Below are 18,081 nucleotides of genomic sequence, written 5' to 3'. Positions count from 1 at the left end.
TCGCAATAATCCCAGTATTCTTCCAGCGTCTCGCCCTTGACCGCGAAGACCGGCGTGCCGCCCTCGGCGATCACGGCTGCGGCGTGGTCCTGGGTGGAAAAGATGTTGCACGAGGCCCAGCGGACCTCCGCGCCCAGCGCCACCAGCGTTTCGATCAGGCAGGCGGTCTGGATCGTCATGTGCAACGACCCCGCGATGCGCGCGCCCTTGAGCGGCTTTTCAGACCCGTATTCCTCGCGCAGGGCCATAAGGCCCGGCATCTCGGTCTCGGCGATGTCCAGCTCCTTGCGGCCGAAACCGGCAAGAGCGATGTCACGGATCGCGCTGTCCGCGGGACTGACTCTCTCTGGCTTGTTCATGTCGCGTCTCCTTTCTTCGTTCTGATGTTTCGGATCATTCTGCTGCGGCGGATACGCCGAAGGTGCGGGCCAGTTCGCTGGCCAGATCCGTGCGTTCCCAGCTGAAGCCGCCGTCATCGTCCGGGACGCGCCCGAAATGGCCATAGGCAGCGGTGCGTGCATACACCGGCTTCAGAAGGCCTAGATGCTCGCGGATGCCGCGCGGGGTCAGTCGGACCATCTCGCGCAGGGTGCTGGCCAACTTGGTCTCGTCAACCCGGCCCGTGCCCAGCGTGTCGACATAGAGGGCGACCGGCTCGGGCACGCCGATGGCATAGGCCAGCTGGATCTGGCACTTGTCGGCCAGCCCGGCGGCGACCACGTTCTTGGCCATGTAGCGCGAGATATAGGCCGCCGAGCGGTCCACCTTCGTCGGGTCCTTGCCGGAAAACGCGCCGCCGCCATGCGGGGCCGCGCCGCCATAGGTGTCGACGATGATCTTTCGGCCGGTGAGGCCCGCATCACCGTCCGGGCCGCCGATGACGAAATTGCCGGTCGGGTTGACGATGATCTTGTCCTGCGACGGCAGGCTCCAGCCCTCGGTCTTGAAACAATCGGTGATGTAGGGCTCGACCAGCGCGCGCACGTCGTCCTGGCTCAGTCCTTCGGCGTGTTGGGTCGAGACGACCACGGTGTCGAGGCCGACCGGTTTGCCGTTCTGGTATTTCAACGTCACTTGGCTTTTGGCATCCGGCCCGAAATTCGGCTGCTTGCCGGATTTCCGGTCCTCGGCCATCGTGCGCAGGATCTTGTGGGCGAACTGGATCGGCGCCGGCATCAACTCCTCGGTCTCGTTGCAAGCATAGCCGAACATGATGCCCTGGTCGCCGGCACCTTCCTCGCCTTTTTCGCCCTCGTCGACGCCCATCGCGATATCGGCCGATTGGGCGTGCAGGCGGCAGACGATCTCTGCATCCTTCCAGGAAAAGCCATGTTGTTCGTAACCGATGTCGCGGATTGCATCTCGGGCGATCTGCTCGACCTCCTTCAGCACGCTTTCCGGGCCGCGCACTTCGCCGGCGATGGTGACGTGATCGGTTGTGGCCAGCGTTTCGCAGGCCACGCGCGATTGCGGATCTGCGGCGAGGTAGGCATCCAGTACCGCGTCCGAAATCCGGTCGCAGACCTTATCGGGGTGCCCCTCGGACACCGATTCACTGGTGAATAGCCATGACTTGTCGCTCATAATCGTTCCTTTCTCCACTGTCGTGGGGTTGGGTCGCTTTTGGCAAAAATTGGATTTTTGCAGGGGTCAGGCGATCTTTCGATCGGCCGATGACTTGTCGGGCGTGTAGGACAGGCTGGGTTGCAGCCACGCCTCCACCTCGGCAATCTTCATGCTCTTGCGCTCGGCGTAGTCGGCCACCTGGTCGGGGCCGATGCGGCCAATGCCGAAATAGGCCGAGTCAGGGTGGGCGAAATAGAGCCCCGAAACCGCCGATGCGGGCCACATCGCGCAGCTTTCGGTCAAGGTGACGCCGGTATGCTCGGGCGCATCCAGAAGGTCGAACAGCGTGCGCTTCTCGGTGTGGTCCGGGTTGGCCGGATAGCCCGGGGCAGGGCGGATGCCGCGATATTGCTCGCGGATCAGAGCCTCGTTATCCAGCGTTTCATCGGCGGCATAGCCCCACAGGCTCCGCCGCACGCGGGCGTGCAATGCCTCGGCAAAGGCTTCGGCGATCCGGTCGCCCAGCGCCTGCACCATGATGGCGTCGTAATCGTTGCCTTCGGCCTTCAGCCGGTCGGCGATGTCGTGCACCTCGCGCCCGGCGGTCACGGTAAAGCCGCCCACCCAGTCCTCGGTGCCCTCGGGCGCCACGAAGTCGGCAAGGCACATCTGCGGCCGGCCGTTCGATTTGCTGCGCTGCTGGCGCAGCTGCGGCATGCGGGCGCGCACGGTCTTGCGGTCCTCGTCCGCCCATACGACGATATCGTCGCCCTGCGCATTTGCTGGCCAGAGGCCAACCACGCCGCGCGGACTGAACCAGTCTTCGGTCTCGATCCGGTCCAGCATCTTCTGCGCGTTGTCGTACAGTTCGCGCGCGGCGGGCCCCTTGTCGGGATCGTCGAAGATGTTCGGGAACTTGCCTTTCATCTCCCAGGTGTTGAAGAACGGCGTCCAGTCGATGAACTCCCGCAGCTTGGCGATGTTCATGTCGTCGATGACCGTCAGGCCCGGCGTCTGCGGGGCAGGTGGCGTGTAGCTCTCCCAGCCGCCGTCGAACCTGGATTTACGCGCCTCGGCCAGCGCAGCGGTCGGCCGGTCGCCGGCGCCTTTCATCCCGTCGCGCAGCTTGTCCTGCTCGGAGACGACATCGGCCAGAAAGTCCGGCCGCGCTGTCTTGGACAGCAGTCTCGAGACCACGCCGACGGCTTTGGACGCGTCATCGACATGGATCACGCCATACTCATACTCCGGCGCGATCTTCAGCGCGGTATGCTTTTTCGAGGTGGTCGCCCCGCCGATCAGCAGCGGGAGGTCGAACTCCTGCCGTTTCATCTCGGCGGCCACGTCGACCATCCGGTCAAGCGACGGGGTGATCAGACCGGACAGCCCGATGATATCGGCCTTTTCCTTCTTCGCCGCCGCGAGAATATCCTCGGCCGGCACCATCACGCCAAGATCGACCACGTCGTAGTTGTTGCACTGCAGCACGACGCCGACGATGTTCTTGCCGATATCGTGCACGTCGCCCTTGACCGTCGCCATGATCACCTTGCCCTTGGCCGAGGTGTCGCCCGACAGGCGTTTTTCCTCTTCCATGAAGGGCAGCAGGTGCGCCACGGCGGCCTTCATCACGCGGGCGGATTTCACCACCTGCGGCAGGAACATCTTGCCCGCCCCGAAGAGGTCGCCCACCACGTTCATGCCGTCCATCAGCGGCCCCTCGATCACATCGAGCGGCTTTTCGGCGCGCTGGCGGCATTCCTCGGTATCGTCGACGACATAGTCGGTGATGCCGTGGACCAACGCGTGTTCCAGCCGTTTCTCGACCGGCAGTTCGCGCCACTTGGGGTCTTCCTTTTTGGAGGCTTCACCGGTGCCCTTGTACTTGTCGGCAATCTCCAGCAGGCGCTCGGTGGCATCGTCGCGGCGGTTCAGAAGCACGTCCTCGACATGCTCTCGCAGCTCTTCGGGGATGTCGTCGTAGACCGTGATCTGCCCGGCGTTGACGATCGCCATGTCCAGCCCCAGCGGGATCGCGTGGTAGAGGAACGCCGAATGCATCGCCTCGCGCACCGCGTTGTTGCCGCGAAAGCTGAAGGACACGTTCGACAGCCCGCCCGAGACATGCACGTCCGGCATCGCCTCCTTGATCAGGCGGGTCGCCTCGAAAAAGGCGTTGGCATAGTCGTTATGCTCTTCGATCCCCGTCGCCACGGCAAAGATGTTGGGATCGAAGATGATGTCCCAGGGCTCGAACCCGGCTTTCTCGACCAGCAGATCGTAGGACCGCTTGCAGATGTCGAACTTGTGCTTCGCGGTTTCGGCCTGACCGTTCTCGTCGAACGCCATTACGACCACGGCGGCACCATAGCGCCGCACGGTGCGGGCCTGTTCCAGGAACGCCTCCTCGCCCTCCTTGAGCGAGATCGAATTGACCACGGCGCGGCCCTGCACGCATTTCAGCCCGGCCTCGATCACCTCGAACTTGGAACTGTCGATCATCACCGGCACGCGGCTGATGTCCGGCTCCGACGCGATCAGGTTCAGGAAGGTCTTCATCGCCTGCTCTGAATCGAGCAACCCTTCGTCCATGTTCACGTCGATGATCTGCGCGCCGTTCTCGACCTGCTGCCGGGCCACGTCGAGCGCGGTGGCATAGTCGTCGTCCATGATCAGGTTCTTGAATTTGGCCGAGCCGGTGACGTTGGTCCGCTCGCCGATATTGATGAAACTGGCAACTCCGGTGCTCATGCTGCGCCCTCCTTAACGTCCGCGCCTTGTGTCTCGAACATCTCCAGGCCGCTCAGCCGCATGCGCTTGACCTTCTGCGGGATCTTGCGCGGGGCCTTGCCCGCGACCGCCTCCGCGATGGCGCGGATATGCTCGGGCGTGGTGCCGCAACAGCCGCCCACGATGTTGACCAGCCCCGACGACGCCCACTCTTCAAGATGCTCGGCGGTTTCCTCGGGCGTTTCGTCATAGCCGCCCATCTCGTTCGGCAGGCCGGCGTTGGGATAGGCGCTGACCCGTGTATCGGCCACCTCGGACAGGGTGCGCACGTGCTGGCGCATCTCGCCCGCGCCCAGCGCGCAGTTGAGCCCGATGGAATAGGGCCGCGCGTGGCTCATCGACACCCAGAACGCCTCGGGCGTCTGGCCGGTCAGGGTGCGCCCCGAACGGTCGGTGATGGTGCCCGAGATCATCAGCGGCGGAATGGTCAGGCCCTCGTCCGACAGGCTGTCGATGGCGAAAAGCGCGGCCTTGGCGTTCAGCGTGTCAAAGATCGTCTCGATAAGCAGCAGGTCGGCGCCCGCCTCGATCAGCGCGCGCGCCGCCTCGCCATAGGCGCGGGCCAGGTCGTCGAACGTCACCGCCCGGAAGCCGGGGTCGTTCACGTCCGGGCTGATGCTGGCCGTCTGGTTGGTCGGGCCGATGCCCCCCGCAACCCAGCGCGGCCGGTCTGGCGTGGCGACCGCGTCTGCGGCCTCCCGCGCAAGGCGGACGGATTCGGTGTTCATCTCGACCACCAGGTCGGTCATGTCGTAATCGGCCTGGCTGATCGCGTTCGCGCCGAAGGTGTTGGTGCACAGGATGTCGGCGCCCGCATGCAGGAAATCCTCGTGAATTTTGCGAATCATGTCGGGCTGGGTCAGGGTCAGCAACTCGTTGTTGCCGCCCACGTCGCTGGGATGATCCTTGAACCGCGCGCCGCGATAGGCGGCCTCGTCGGGCTTTTCCTGTTGGATCATCGTGCCCATCGCCCCGTCCAGCACCAGGATGCGGTCGGCGTTGGCGGCGGCTATGTCGTTGGTCTTGGTCATGCGTTCTTCAATCCTTCAAGCGGCGTTCTCGGCCACAATACTTGGTGTCAGCCCCAATGTCCTGCAGACAGCCAGCGTGACTTTCGGCTGGTTGAGCGTATAGAAGTGAAAGTCGGTGATCCCGGCTTCCATCAGGCGGCGGCATTGCTCGGCGGCAACGCCCGTCGCCACCATCGCGCGGGTTTCAGGGGCTTCGTCCAGCCCGTCGAACATCTGGCCCATCCAGTCGGGCACCGAGGCGCCACAGCCTGCGGAAAACCGCTTCAGCCCCTCGAAATTGGCGACCGGCATGATCCCGGCAACGATCGGCGCGTCGATGCCCGCGGCCCGCGCGCGATCGACGAACCGCAGCACGGTGTCGGTGTCAAAGGCATATTGCGTGATCGCTCGCGCCGCGCCGTTATCGATCTTGCGCTTGAGGTGGTCCATGTCGGCAGCGGCATCGCGGGCCTCGGGGTGCACCTCTGGGTAGGCGGCGACCGAAATGTCGAACTCGCCTTTGCGGCGCAGTGCCGCCACCAGTTCCGCGGCATCGTTATAGCCATCCTCGGGCAGGCTTTGGCCCTCCGGCAGGTCCCCGCGCAGCGCGACGATACTGTGCATGCCGGTCTCCCAGAACGCCTCGGCCTGGGCGTCGATCTCGGCCCGGCTGGCGCCGACGCAGGTGAAGTGGTGCGCCACCGGCAGCCCCGTGCGGTTACCCACCATCTCGACGATGCGCGCGGTGCGGTCCCTCGTGGTGCCTCCGGCGCCGTAGGTGACCGAAAAATACTCCGGGTCGGCCGCACTCAGTTGCGCCACGGTATCGCGCAGTCGGGTCACACCGGCCTCCGACTTGGGCGGAAAAAGCTCGAATGAAATCGACGGCGTGTCGGACGTACCTGTCATGTGCGTGTCTCCATCTCGGTGGTCGGGAGCGAAAGGGCGGGGGCGCGCCACGGCGCCCCCGTCGTGGACTTCAGTGTTTTACGGGCTTGCGGAAATGCTGGATGCCCCAGGCGAGGTGGCCGTCATCTGCGGCCGTCACCCAGTTCTGCAGGCCAACCGCCATCTTGTCGAGATACTCGGCCGAGCAGCCCTTTTCGCGCAATTCGTCGTAATGCGCCAGAAGCTCTTCGCGGACCCGGGCATAGTGCGCCCGCAGATCTCCGACCGCATCCTCCTGCTGTACGGTCTCGAAGCCGAGCCCCTCGGCTGTCTGGCGGTAGAACCCCGGCGACCCGAGACTGTTGAGTTGCAGCCGGTCATAGACGGGTTGCAACACGCCCTGGGGCACGTCATCCGCCTGCATCGGGTCGGTGAATATCAGGTGCCCGCCCGGCTTCAGCACGCGGAACGCCTCGGCCAGGATCTGGTCGCGCTGGTCGGAATGCAGGAAGGCGTCCTGGCTCCAAACCACGTCGACGCTCTCGTCGGCCTCTGGCACGTCCTCGAATACGCCGTGGCGAATGCTGATCTTGTCGGCCAGCCGCGCGGCGCGAACCTTGCCAAGGTTATACTCGTTCTGCGTCTCGGAGATGTTAAGGCAGACAGCCTCGCAGCCGGTCTTCTTCACGACGGTGCGCATCGCGCCGCCATAGCCCGCACCAAGGTCCAGAACCCGGGATCCGGCTTTCAGGTCGGGCAGCGCCTCGATCATGCTTTCGATCGTCAGGTCGCTGGCTTCGCGGATGTTCTTGGTGGTCGCGTAGCGCCCGATATGGAGGTCCTCGCCCCCCCAGATGGTGGAGTAGAACGTATCGGCATCGTCGCTGTCATAGTAGGTTTCCGCGACATCGCGGATATCCGCGTTTCCATCGGCGCCGTTACCGCCCCAGCGGGCCACGTGCTCGGCCGATTTCTCGGCGACGTGGATGAAAAAGTCGGGCTCCTCCTCGGCATACGTATCCTGGAAATCGCCATAGGTGCGCACGCGCTCGAACCCGGCCTCGCGGAACAGGCGGCGCATGTAATCCTTGCGGATCGGGGCCATGTTCAGCGTGTAGGACGACCCGTCGGGGAAGCTGTAGCGCATCCGGCAAAGCCCGTCGTCGATATGGTCCGGCTCGGCGGTGACATCGTCGCCGCAATAATAGAACTTGTGCTTGCTCGAAAAGCCGTGGTCGAGCATGGCATCATAGTTCCGCTGGTCGAGGATCAGCACGCCGTCATGCGTGAGCGCGGCGTAGAACTCGGCCAGGGCGCGGCGGCGGTCCTGTTCTTCGTGAAGGTGGGTGAAAGAGTTGCCCAGGCAGATGATCGCATCGTACTTGCCGTGAATATCCCGGTTCAGCCAGCGCCAGTCCGCCTGGGCCGTCTTCAGGATCAGGCCGCGGCTCTGGCCGTTCTCGAACGCCTTGGCGACCATGGCCGCGTTGCCGTCGGCAGCGGTGACGTCGAAACCCGCTTCGGTCAGGCGCACCGAGTGAAAGCCGGTCCCGCAGGCCACGTCCAGCACGCGTTCCTTGCCGCGCGCCTTCAGGATGTCGATGAAGAACTGACCCTCGCTCTGGGCGCGACCGTCCCAGTCGATCAACTCGTCCCATTTGTCGACGAAGCTGGTGACGTATTCCTTGCGATAATGTCCCGTTTCGCGGTCTGCCAGCGGATCCTTACTGTAGGTCTGCTTGGTCATCGTCAGTTCGGCGTTGCCGGCGACATCGCTGGTCATGTCTCTCTCCGTTATCTGGTGACGGCAGCCCGCACTTGGCCGCAACCGGGCTTCCGGATTCCGCGGTGCGGAACACAGAGGCGGTACCGTCAGGGTTGTCGTTGTTCAGTCCGCACGTCGTTGCGTGGGCAGATCCCTGTGATCACTGGCGGTCGGATCGGTTTGGACCTCGCCGCCCAGCCGGAAAATTTCGTTTATAGAAGTTTTCGCCGGCCTTTAATGTCCCATTGCGTACCTTTTCAACTGAAGCGTATTCAACCTTTGTGTGCGGAATTTTCATGAAATCGCGCAATGTCTCTCTCAAATACCTATAAAGGCTTAATAAATTTAACGCTCAAAAATTAGCCGTCACGCCTCACCGGGCGATAACCCGAAGAATCGCGACCAGCGGCAGTTCAGGTTATGCTTCGATAAGCTAATTTCTTGCGGGTTCGCCGAGCCATGTCAGACAGGAAAACTTCATTCAGTCTCACCCGGTTCGAAGTGGTAAGACACGCGCCAATAGTCTCTCCACCTGATTGTCCATTCCTTCAAGTTCGGGAACCGAATGACGGACAACACAAACAAGCGACTTTACCAGGACGTGGTAATCCGGACGTCCGGCTAGGTTGTCGCTGGAAGCCCAAAGACAAGAGAAACTGGCCCCATCCGGCAAATCTGGCATGGCATCGAGAGAATATCTTTGGTCAAATGGCTTCCGAAGGTCCCGCTCCTTGGGATTAAACACTAACCTGCCAGTATGAAAAAAATAATTTCCCGCGGCATAACGAAAGCCCTTGGCCGTAGCCGACCATTCCAGTCCGAAATGCCAAAGGCTGACCCGCCGGTAATTGACAAGATTCAAATGACGCGAGGCCAATCCGAAATCCTGTCGCGCTGTTTGTCAATTGATCTGGAGGTCGATCCGAAAGAAGCCCGGATATTCGCCTTTGCCGCCGTGCCAGAGAGCGATGGAGGAGGAATCGTTCATCGGAAAGGTGACCCGAAAGTCGCGCTTGAAAAACTCGACCTGTTTTGCGCGGGTTTCGCTCATGTCATTGGGCACAATATTCTGCGCCATGACCTGCCGCATCTCATGGCGGTCTCGCCGCGCTTCTCAAAGCTCGCAGAGGGACCGATTGACACGCTGTGGCTCAACCCACTGGCATTCCCGCGCAATCCCTACCACAATCTGGTGAAACACTACCGCGATGGGCGGCTGCAAAGTGGTCACGTCAATGATCCTGAGTTCGACGCGCGGCTCGTGTTCGAGGTTCTTCGCAACCAGATCGACGCCTTCGTATCGCTGAACACGTTGTCGCCAGAAACGATGATGGCCTATCACTGGCTGTGCTGCCGAGGTCCCGGTAGCGACGGGTTTGATCGGTTGTTCAGCGATGTACGCGGGGCGTCCATCCCGACGCAAGCGGAAGCGCATGAGGCCATTCAGACGCTGCTAAAAGACGTGGCCTGTGGCGCACAGGTGAACGCTGTGCTCGAGCGGCTCTCGGACACTGAGCTGGGTTGGCCGATGGCATATGCCCTTGCCTGGATTTCGGTCGCTGGTGGGGATTCTGTCATGCCGCCTTGGGTGCGGGCGCAGTTCCGTGACGCAGCACGTCTCGTCAAAGCCCTGAGGGATACGAATTGTCGTAATCCGCAATGTGGCTATTGCGTAGAGCATAACGATCCTGCCCGTGCGCTCGAGCGCTGGTTCGGCTTCCCAAGTTTCCGTCCAGACCCGGTCGACGAAGACGGACGCCCGCTTCAGGAAAAGATCGTGGCGACGGCCATGGAAGGTGACAACCTTTTGGGCATCCTGCCGACGGGCACGGGCAAATCCATCTGCTATCAGATCCCCGCGCTGTCTCGGTTCGACAAAACCGGGGCCTTGACCGTCGTCATATCGCCGCTTGTGGCGCTGATGGCGGACCAGGTTCAGGGCTTGGTACGGGCCGGAATTTCCTCGGCGGTTACGATCAACGGGCTATTGTCTTTGCCCGAGCGTCAGGATGCGCTCGACAAGGTACGGCTTGGGGACGCTGCGATCCTATTGATTTCGCCCGAACAATTACGCAGCACAACAGTTCGATCCGTTTTGGCACAGCGCGAGGTAGGGCTGTGGGTGCTGGACGAGGCACATTGCGTATCGAAATGGGGGCACGATTTCCGACCCGACTATCGCTATGTTTCGCGGTTCATCAAGGAGAGCTCAGGCGATGAACCCGCTCCGGTACTTTGCTTGACCGCAACGGCAAAGCCGGACGTCGTGCAGGACATACGCAGTCATTTCAAAGAGCGGTTGGGGTCCGAGCTGGCGTTGATCGACGGTGGCGCATCGCGGTCGAACCTGAGCTTCCAGGTGCTGCCAACGCAGCGGGCAACCAAGATGACCGATATCCTCGACACAATCGAGGCCCGACTTCCACGTGAGGGCGCGTCAGGAGCGGTCGTCTATTGTGCGACCCGAAACGCCACCGAGCGCGTGGCGGAGTTCTTGAAACAACACGGCATCGCGGCGGAACGTTATCATGCGGGCCTTAGCGCCGATGACAAGCGTGAGATCCAGGAGGACTTCCGCGTCGGCAATTTGCGCGTAATCGCGGCCACCAACGCCTTTGGGATGGGGGTCGACAAGCCGGACATTCGTCTGGTGGTTCACGGGGACGTGCCGGGGTCGCTGGAAAACTACCTGCAAGAGGCCGGGCGCGCCGGACGGGACCGCGAGCCTGCAAACTGCGTACTTCTGTTCAATACCGAAGACGTAGATCGTCAGTTCAACCTCAGCGCGCGGTCTCGACTCGCGCGGCACGAGATCGGCGCGATCCTGAAAGCACTTCGTCGGCTTGACACACGAACCGGAAAGGGCGGTGAAATCGTCGCCACGCCGGGTGAGATCGTGCATGAAGAAAAAGACCGGGATTTCCAGCGGGACAGCAATACTGATGATACGCGGGTGAAGACGGCCGTCGCCTGGCTGGAAGAAGCGCACCTTCTGAACCGCGAGGAAAATCGGGTGCAGGTGTTTCCTGCGTCGCTACGGGTCAAGAGCATGAAGGAGGTTCGCGAAATCCTCGCATCTGCCGAGATCACAGAGCGGCGGCGAGAGGACCTGACGGCTATCGTGCAGCATATCATCAACGCGCCGCAGGAAGAAGGCATCACCACGGACGAGTTATGCGGGGTCAGTGGGCTGACGGTGTCGGGCGTTCGAAAGGCTCTGGTGGACCTCGAGGCGCTCGGCATCGCAAAGGACGACACGAACATCACCATCTTCGTGCATGTCCGTGTCGAGAATGCATCGTCGAAACGCTTCGATGCGGCATCCCGGCTGGAAGCCGACCTGATCGCGATTGTGAGAGAGCAGGCGCCCGACGCGGAAATCGACGAGGTTTTGTCCTGTCATCTGACCTCAGTTGCGCAAGCCCTGCGGGAGCGGGGCCACGCCTCTGTGCGGCCTGACATCGTCGAGGGACTGCTCCGCGGCATGGCGCAAGACGGCCGCGACATGGATGGCGGGCGGGGCAATATTGGCCTGCGCAAAGCCTCTAAAGGCAGCCTCTTGGTGCGCCTACAAAGATCGTGGGCGGTCGTCGAGCAGTCCGCTCAGCTTCGGAGGCAGGCGGCGGAGCGGTTGGTGTCTCATTTGATCGACCAGGTTCAGGCCGGCCTGCGCGGCAAGGACGTTCCTGTTGAGACCACCCTTGGTGACCTTCTGGCGGCGATCAGTAGCGATGCGTTCTTGCGAGCGTCCGTCAATGATCCGTCGAAGCTGATGGACCGTGCGCTTCTGTGGCTGCACGAACAGCAGGTGGTGACTCTGGGTAAGGGCTTGTCCGTGTTTCGCTCAGCCATGACGTTGCACATCAATCCGGAAGGCGGCGGTTTTACGACCCAGCATTTCGCGCCACTCGAAGACCACTACAGCGAACAAACCGTCCAGACTCACGTGATGGCGGCCTACGCGACCAAAGGCATCGACGATATCGATCAGGCCCAGCGGCTCGCGCATGATTATTTCGCACTGGATCAATCCGACTTCATGAAGGCTTGGATGCCGGGGCGGATGTCAGAGTTCAGGCGGCAGGCCACGCCCCAATCCTATGCGGAGATTGTCGATGATCTGGGCAACAAGATCCAAGAGCATATCGTGCGTGACGACCGCGAACAGACCAATGTGCTGGTGCTTGCGGGTCCGGGCTCGGGCAAGACGCGTGTGTTGGTCCATCGTGTCGCCTACTTGGTCCGGATCAGGCGCGAGGATCCCAACGGCATTCTGGTTCTTGCCTATAATCGCCACGCGGCGGCCGAGATCCGGGAGCGCTTGCGGCGGCTGATTGGCGACGACGCGCGGTTCGTGACGGTTCTGACGATCCATGCCCTGGCCATGCGCCTGGTCGGGGCGAGTTTTGCCGGTCGAGCAGGGGCAGATGCGCCTGATTTCGATACGCTTCTGACCGATGCAGCGCGTCTGTTGCGCGGCGACGGGCTGGACAAGGTCGAGGCCGAAGCCTTGCGAGAGACCTTGATCCAGGGGTTCCGCTGGATACTCGTCGACGAATATCAGGACGTAGGCCCTGAGGAATACGCTTTGATCGCCACCGTGGCCGGGCGCAGCATCGACGACCCGGACCAAAGGATCAGCCTCTTCGCGGTCGGCGATGACGACCAAAACATCTATGCGTTTGCAGGTGCTTCAGTGCGCCACATCCGGCAATTCGAGCAGGATTACTCCGCCAAGCCGGTCTTTCTGACCGACAATTACCGCTCGTCGAGGAACATCATCGCGGCGGCGAACGCCGTGATCGAAGGATCGCGCGAGCGAATGAAAACGGGGCACGGAATTACCGTCGACCAATCGCGGCAGAAAGACCCGGCCGGAGGGATCATGGAAAGCCTGGACCCGGTTGCGCAAGGGCGGGTTCAAATTCTTGGCTGCCCAGCCGGGAATGACGCTCAGGCCCTTGCTGCGGTCAACGAGATGGTCCGACTGTCAAAACTGATCCCGGATTGGAGTTGGAAAGGTGCGGCAATCATTTCTCGTGATTGGCGCAAGCTTCTACCGGTCCGCGACTTTGCTGAGGCGCATGGAATTCCAGTCGAGATGGCGAACGAGAACTTGCCAAGTGTGTGGCGCACCCGTGAGATGCAGAGATTTGTCGGCAGTCTGCGCGACAGGCAGGGGGCCATGGTCAGCTTGGGCGACCTGACCGAAATTCTGAACGCGATACCCGCAAGCTGTTGGACTGACCGGATTGGCGAGGGCCTTGGCCAGCTTGCGCGAGAAGTTGATGGCAAGGCGCTTCCGACCCCTGATGTGGTGGAATGGTTTGCTGAATGGTCGAAGGATTCTTGGGGGGTGCAGCGCGGCCTCAAATTGTTGACGGCTCACCGCGCGAAGGGTCTCGAATTCGACGATGTCGTGATCATGGATGGTGGTTGGGAGCGGCCCTCGCGAAAAGAAGATCAGGACGCGCCGAGGCGATTGTTCTATGTCGCCATGACGCGCGCGCGGCGCAATTTGATCGTCATGAGCAATGACAATCACGAATACCTTCCCACCGAGTCGCCTGCCGTGGTCACGCGACACGTGGTGCCCGACTTGACGACAGTCCCCGGCCCACGCCGGTTCTTTCAATCGCCTGAAATGAAGATGGTCGACCTGTCATTCGCAGGACGCCAAGGTGATCGGCACATCGTTCATGACGCGATCGCCGAAGCACAGGTCGGCGATCCGGTCAGGCTCTCCACTGTCTGCGATCGCTGGCAGATCGAGGATGCTCGAGGGCGGTCCCTCGGGCGGATGTCAAAAGCCTTCGCACCGCCATCTGGCACGAGTTTTGTCGCCGGCGAGATCGCGGCCATTATACATCGGAGTAAAGAGGATGCAGATGAGCGCTTCCACCATCTGCTGAAACGCGCCAATTGGGAAGTCGTTTTGCCTGAACTGGTCTTCGAAGAGGTCAAGGGTGTTGAGAGGGATTGAGAAAGGATCAGAACGGCAAGTAAGGCGGTCAACGGGTCGCTCGCTTCTCTTTCGACAAGGCACTACTGAGGGCCGAAAGCGGTGGATGACTTGTCTAGGGTGAAAGGCGGAAAAGTCCGCGTAGCAGACCCTGACCCAATCAGTCGCGCTTGTCTGCTCTCGGCCCAAAGCCGACCTTCGCGCTTGGCGCAGCGGATGACCGGTGTCAGCCCAGAATGGCCCTTCTTGTCGCGTCGGCCATCACACCTTGGCACGGAGCGCGGAGCGGATGTTCGCTGTGCAAGCGGGCGATTATTGGGTCGGCGGCGCAAGCTGGCTTTCAATCAAGCGTGTCGGCCGAACCCCAACTTCGTCGATGAGAGGCGCGAAAGCGATCCCGTAGCCGAAACTGCTCACTTACTCTGCGGAGATTTCGCAATTCCGCCATACAGTGCCATCGGAAGCAAGGACGATGGCTTGCCTCTTCGCATGACAGCGGTGCCCCTGTTTAGCACGGCGCCGCCTCTGCGCAGCTCAGCCCTTGTGACGTAACGCCTCCAGGACGGCCCTGAACGCTGGCGAAGGCTGGCGCCGGTTGGGGTAGTAGAGGTGGAAGGGATCGAAGAACGGACAGTAGTCATCCAGCACCTGCACCAGGCGTCCCGCCTTCAGATGGGGGTCGGCCAGATCCACCGACATGTAGGCGCAGCCGAAACCGGCGAGCGCCGCGTCGAGAACCAGAAAGATGTTGTTGAACGCCAGTGGCCCGTCGACCCGGACCCGCAGATCATGTCCGTCCTCGCGGAATTCCCAGGGGAAGGTGCGCTTGGCCGATTGCAGGAGGAAGTTGACGCAAGGCAGGTCAGCCAGGTCGCGCGGGTGGGTCGGCTTGGGGTGCGCCTCGAACACCTGCGGCGCGGCCACGACGATGTAGCGCAGGGGTTCGCCGATCCGGGCCGAGATCATGTCCTTGGCGAGGTGCTCGCCCCGCCGCACGCCCGCGTCAAAGCCTTCGGCCACGATGTCGTTGAACCCGTTGTCCTGCGTGATCTCGACCTTGATGTCCGGGTTTGCCTGTAGCAGAGGCTGCAACTTGGGCCAGAGCACCTGGCTGATGCCAAGCTCGGAGGACACGAGTCGGACCGTGCCCGCAGGTGTTTCGCGCAAGCTACCAAGCTCGTCGAGCTGCGCATCGATCTGGCCGATATGGTGGCTGATGCCGTCAAGCAGGCGCTGCCCGGCCTCGGTCGTGGCGACGGCGCGCGTGGTCCGGGTCAGCAGGCGCAGGCCGAGCCGTTCCTCCAGCTGGCGGATCGTGTGGCTCAGCGCCGATTGCGACACGCCGAGGCGGGCGGCAGCGCGGGTGAAGTTGCTTTCCTGCGCCACGGCCAGAAAGGCCCGGAGGTCGTTGAGGTTTTCGCGGGGCACGGTCTGTCTTTCATTCAGGATGGTCGATTGATCAAATGCGATTACATCCGATTTGTGGATAATCAGCAAGACAGACAGAAAGGCACGATATGGCTCGCATTTTCGTAACCGGTTCGACGACGGGGGTCGGGCATAATGCCGCGAAGTCCCTCCTCGAGGAGGGGCACGAGGTCATCCTCCACGCACGCAATGCCGAACGCGCCGAAAGTCTCGGGGCGCTGGCAGACAGGGCCCAAGTGTTGACAGGGGATCTGGGCGATCTGACTGAGGTCCGGCAGCTGGCCGAGGATCTGAACGCCATCAGGTCGATGGACGCGAACCTCCACAATGCGGGGATCATTGACGATGAGCGGGCGGAAACGCCGGATGGTCTGCTTCGGGTGCTGATGGTCAACGCGCTGGCGCCCTATATGCTCAGCCTGCTGGAGGATCGCCCCGCGCGGCTGATCTTTACCGGCAGTTTGATGCACCGGGGCCACGACGGGGCGCTGGACGACATGGACTGGACCCGCCGCCGCTGGTCGGCGAGCAGCGCCTATGGCGAGAGCAAGCTGCTGGTCACGGCCCTGTCGGCGGCTTTTGCGCGCAGGCTCGATGCTATCTGCCACACGGTCGATCCCGGCTGGGTGCCGACGCGGATGGGCGGTGCCTCGGCCAGCGATCCATTGGATCAAGCGCATATCACCCAGTGCTGGCTGGCGACCGGTGCCGGGGAGGAGACGGGCGGCTACTGGCACCACATGCGCCGCCAGCGCCCCGATCCCAAGGTCGAGGACCCCAGCTTTCAGGACGAAGTGCTGAACCGGTTCGCGGAGATGACGGGCGTTCCTGTGCCCTAATCAGATCATCTCGATGCGGACGGGGAAGGTGCCCTTGTGCAGCAGGGGCGCCACTTCGCCCTCGATATGGCCCAGCCGGATCAGGTCATCGCGGAATGTGTAATCGTCGTGGAACAGCGCGAGGTTACCCCAGCCGAGAAAGTAGCACAGATCCCCCGGCGTCTCGTCACTGAACGCCTCGAAGCCACCTTCGTCGAGGCGACGCGGCAGATGCACGATCTTCTCGTTGGTCGAGAAGTCCCGGATCTCCAGCTCGGCGGGCAGCATTGAGACAAGGTCGCGCGTGGTCGGGTTGTCGAACAACTGATAGACCGCCTGCTGGTCGTCGAAACCTACGCGCATCTGCATCGACTGCGCGCGGGCCACGGCGGGGATCATCAGGGCGGCGGCGCCACCCGCAAGGATGGCGCGGCGGTTAAGTCGGGTCGTCATGTCTCAGCTCTCCGTCTTCGGTTTCAACAGATTATGGCCCGTGCCGGTGATCGCAAGCGCCACGATGGCCAGAAGAACGCTTCCGGCAAAGGTGGCTTCGACCGACCACAGGTCCAGCAGGAAGCCCCCGATGACGCCGCCCAGCAAGATCGACGCCTGGATCACCGCGACTATCAGCCCGCCCGCCGCCTCGGGAAGGTCATCGACGTTGCGCGACATCCAGCTCATCCAGATCACCGACATGGCGGTGTTCATCGCGCCCCAGATCGCCAGCAGCAGCCCCGCAGCGACCACCGATCCCCCAACGATCAGCAGCGCCGCCGTGCAAACGCCTATCACCAGCGCCGGCAGGCAGAGCAGCCGCTCGACCCGGCCTCCGACCATGCGCCCCGAGAGCGACGAGCCGACGAACCCGGCCCCGCCCAGCACCAGCAGCAGCACTGACAACAGGTCGACACCGACGCCGGTGACCTGTTCGAGGAAAGGCCGCAGGTAGGTGAACATGGTAAAGGCCGAGCCCCAAGTGAAGGTGATCGCGATCAGCCCGCGCCGGAAATGGCGACGCCGCAGCAGCGTGCCGAAGGTGGCAAGGCTGGCCCGCGTCGTCACCGGTAGCGAGGGCAGCGCCACGAGGTGCCACACGAGGTTCAGCGCCACCACCGGCGTCAGCGCCCAGAACACACCGCGCCAGCCGACGATGTCGCCAAGGTAGCTGCCCAGCGGCGCGGCAAAGGCCGCCGCGATCGCCTGTCCGCCATACATCAGCCCGAGCGCGCGGGGCACGTCGGCCTCTGGCACCAGGCGCATCAGGATAGAGGTCGCCAGCGACCAGAACCCGCCGACGCAGACCCCCAGCAGTGCCCGACCCGCCATCAGCACCGCAAAAGACGGCGCCAGCGCCACCACCACCAGCGAGATCAGCATCAGCGCCGTCAGCACCACCAGCACCGTCTTGCGGTTGATCCGCCCCGCGATGGTGGTGATTGCAAGGCTGGTGGCCACCGCAAAAAGCCCGCTGATCGAGATCGCCTGCCCTGTCTGCCCGGTCGTGGCGCCAAGCCCCTCGGCCATCGGCGTCAACAGGCTGACCGGCATGAACTCCGACGCGATCAGCATCGCCACGCAAAGCGACATGGACCAGACGGCGGCCCAGGCCCCGTGGGTCGTCTCGTCTGGCTGTTCGAGGGGAATGTCCGTCAAGGTCTGCTCCGTCTGTCTGCCTTCGGCCTCTTCTATCCGTTCGGAGCGCGCGCGTTTATGCGGGATTCCGGCATGCAGTCATGCGCGGAATGGATCAAAGCCGCACCTGCAGCGCGCCCATTGATGAATGATCCTCATAGCGACATCCGGACTTTGCGGTCTAATCGTATGGTTTCCCGCCCCCATCTTGAGTGCAGATAA

General features: G+C 62.5%; 9 protein-coding genes and 1 pseudogene. 2 read left to right on the top strand and 8 right to left on the bottom strand.

What is annotated here, in order from left to right:
• The 5 genes and pseudogenes from RBB18_RS01975 to RBB18_RS01955 form a co-directional block, all read right to left on the bottom strand.
• Positions 1–359, bottom strand: a 359-nt coding sequence (locus tag RBB18_RS01975) for an adenosylhomocysteinase (protein WP_306121232.1), incomplete at its 3' end; no start/stop codon positions are given.
• A gap of 34 nt (positions 360–393) precedes the next feature.
• A complete protein-coding gene (metK, locus tag RBB18_RS01970; RefSeq protein ID WP_103761828.1) occupies positions 394–1,584 on the bottom strand; it encodes a methionine adenosyltransferase in 1,191 nt (396 codons plus the stop codon).
• A 66-nt stretch (positions 1,585–1,650) separates the two neighbouring features.
• Positions 1,651–5,387 (bottom strand): annotated as a pseudogene (gene metH, locus RBB18_RS01965) (methionine synthase).
• 15 nt (positions 5,388–5,402) lie between these two features.
• Positions 5,403–6,275 carry a methylenetetrahydrofolate reductase [NAD(P)H] gene (gene metF, locus RBB18_RS01960; RefSeq protein ID WP_103761026.1) on the bottom strand — a complete coding sequence of 291 codons (873 nt, stop codon included), beginning with the start codon at positions 6,273–6,275 and terminating at the stop codon, positions 5,403–5,405.
• A gap of 70 nt (positions 6,276–6,345) precedes the next feature.
• Complete coding sequence (locus RBB18_RS01955; RefSeq protein WP_306111122.1) at positions 6,346–8,037, bottom strand: methyltransferase domain-containing protein; 1,692 nt, start codon at positions 8,035–8,037, stop codon at positions 6,346–6,348.
• Between the two features lie 805 nt (positions 8,038–8,842).
• On the opposite strand from RBB18_RS01955, the gene RBB18_RS01950 reads away from it, so the two are divergent.
• Positions 8,843–14,002, top strand: coding sequence for a RecQ family ATP-dependent DNA helicase (locus RBB18_RS01950; RefSeq protein ID WP_371931572.1), 5,160 nt, complete (start codon positions 8,843–8,845; stop codon positions 14,000–14,002).
• 513 nt (positions 14,003–14,515) lie between these two features.
• On the opposite strand, the gene RBB18_RS01945 is transcribed toward RBB18_RS01950, so the two are convergent.
• Positions 14,516–15,409: a LysR family transcriptional regulator gene (locus RBB18_RS01945; RefSeq protein ID WP_306111123.1), complete on the bottom strand. Its 894-nt coding sequence runs from the start codon at positions 15,407–15,409 to the stop codon at positions 14,516–14,518.
• An 89-nt stretch (positions 15,410–15,498) separates the two neighbouring features.
• Here RBB18_RS01945 and RBB18_RS01940 point away from each other — a divergent pair, with 89 nt between their 5' ends.
• Complete coding sequence (locus RBB18_RS01940) at positions 15,499–16,248, top strand: SDR family NAD(P)-dependent oxidoreductase (RefSeq protein ID WP_306111124.1); 750 nt, start codon at positions 15,499–15,501, stop codon at positions 16,246–16,248.
• On the opposite strand, the gene RBB18_RS01935 is transcribed toward RBB18_RS01940, so the two are convergent.
• Together RBB18_RS01935 and RBB18_RS01930 are read right to left on the bottom strand one after the other, a co-directional pair.
• Positions 16,249–16,680: a cyclophilin-like fold protein gene (locus RBB18_RS01935; protein ID WP_306111125.1), complete on the bottom strand. Its 432-nt coding sequence runs from the start codon at positions 16,678–16,680 to the stop codon at positions 16,249–16,251. It lies immediately after the preceding gene.
• A gap of 3 nt (positions 16,681–16,683) precedes the next feature.
• A complete protein-coding gene (locus tag RBB18_RS01930; protein ID WP_103761032.1) occupies positions 16,684–17,880 on the bottom strand; it encodes an MFS transporter in 1,197 nt (398 codons plus the stop codon).
• Between the last annotated feature and the right edge of the window lie 201 nt (positions 17,881–18,081).

The sequence above is a fragment of the Roseovarius sp. MMSF_3298 genome (assembly GCF_030733705.1).
Taxonomy (GTDB): Bacteria; Pseudomonadota; Alphaproteobacteria; order Rhodobacterales; family Rhodobacteraceae; genus Roseovarius; species Roseovarius confluentis.
Note: the sequence above shows the minus strand (reverse complement) of the source record. Positions and strands in the feature narration are given on the sequence as shown.

What these genes read in the sequence shown, in the direction of transcription:
- metK (WP_103761828.1), bottom strand. Translation starts at nt 1,584, where the DNA reads ATGAGCGACAAGTCATGGCTATTCACCAGTGAATCGGTGTCCGAGGGG.
- metF (WP_103761026.1), bottom strand. Translation starts at nt 6,275, where the DNA reads ATGACAGGTACGTCCGACACGCCGTCGATTTCATTCGAGCTTTTTCCG.
- RBB18_RS01955 (WP_306111122.1), bottom strand. Translation starts at nt 8,037, where the DNA reads ATGACCAGCGATGTCGCCGGCAACGCCGAACTGACGATGACCAAGCAG.
- RBB18_RS01950 (WP_371931572.1), top strand. Translation starts at nt 8,843, where the DNA reads ATGCCAAAGGCTGACCCGCCGGTAATTGACAAGATTCAAATGACGCGA.
- RBB18_RS01940 (WP_306111124.1), top strand. Translation starts at nt 15,499, where the DNA reads ATGGCTCGCATTTTCGTAACCGGTTCGACGACGGGGGTCGGGCATAAT.
- RBB18_RS01935 (WP_306111125.1), bottom strand. Translation starts at nt 16,680, where the DNA reads ATGACGACCCGACTTAACCGCCGCGCCATCCTTGCGGGTGGCGCCGCC.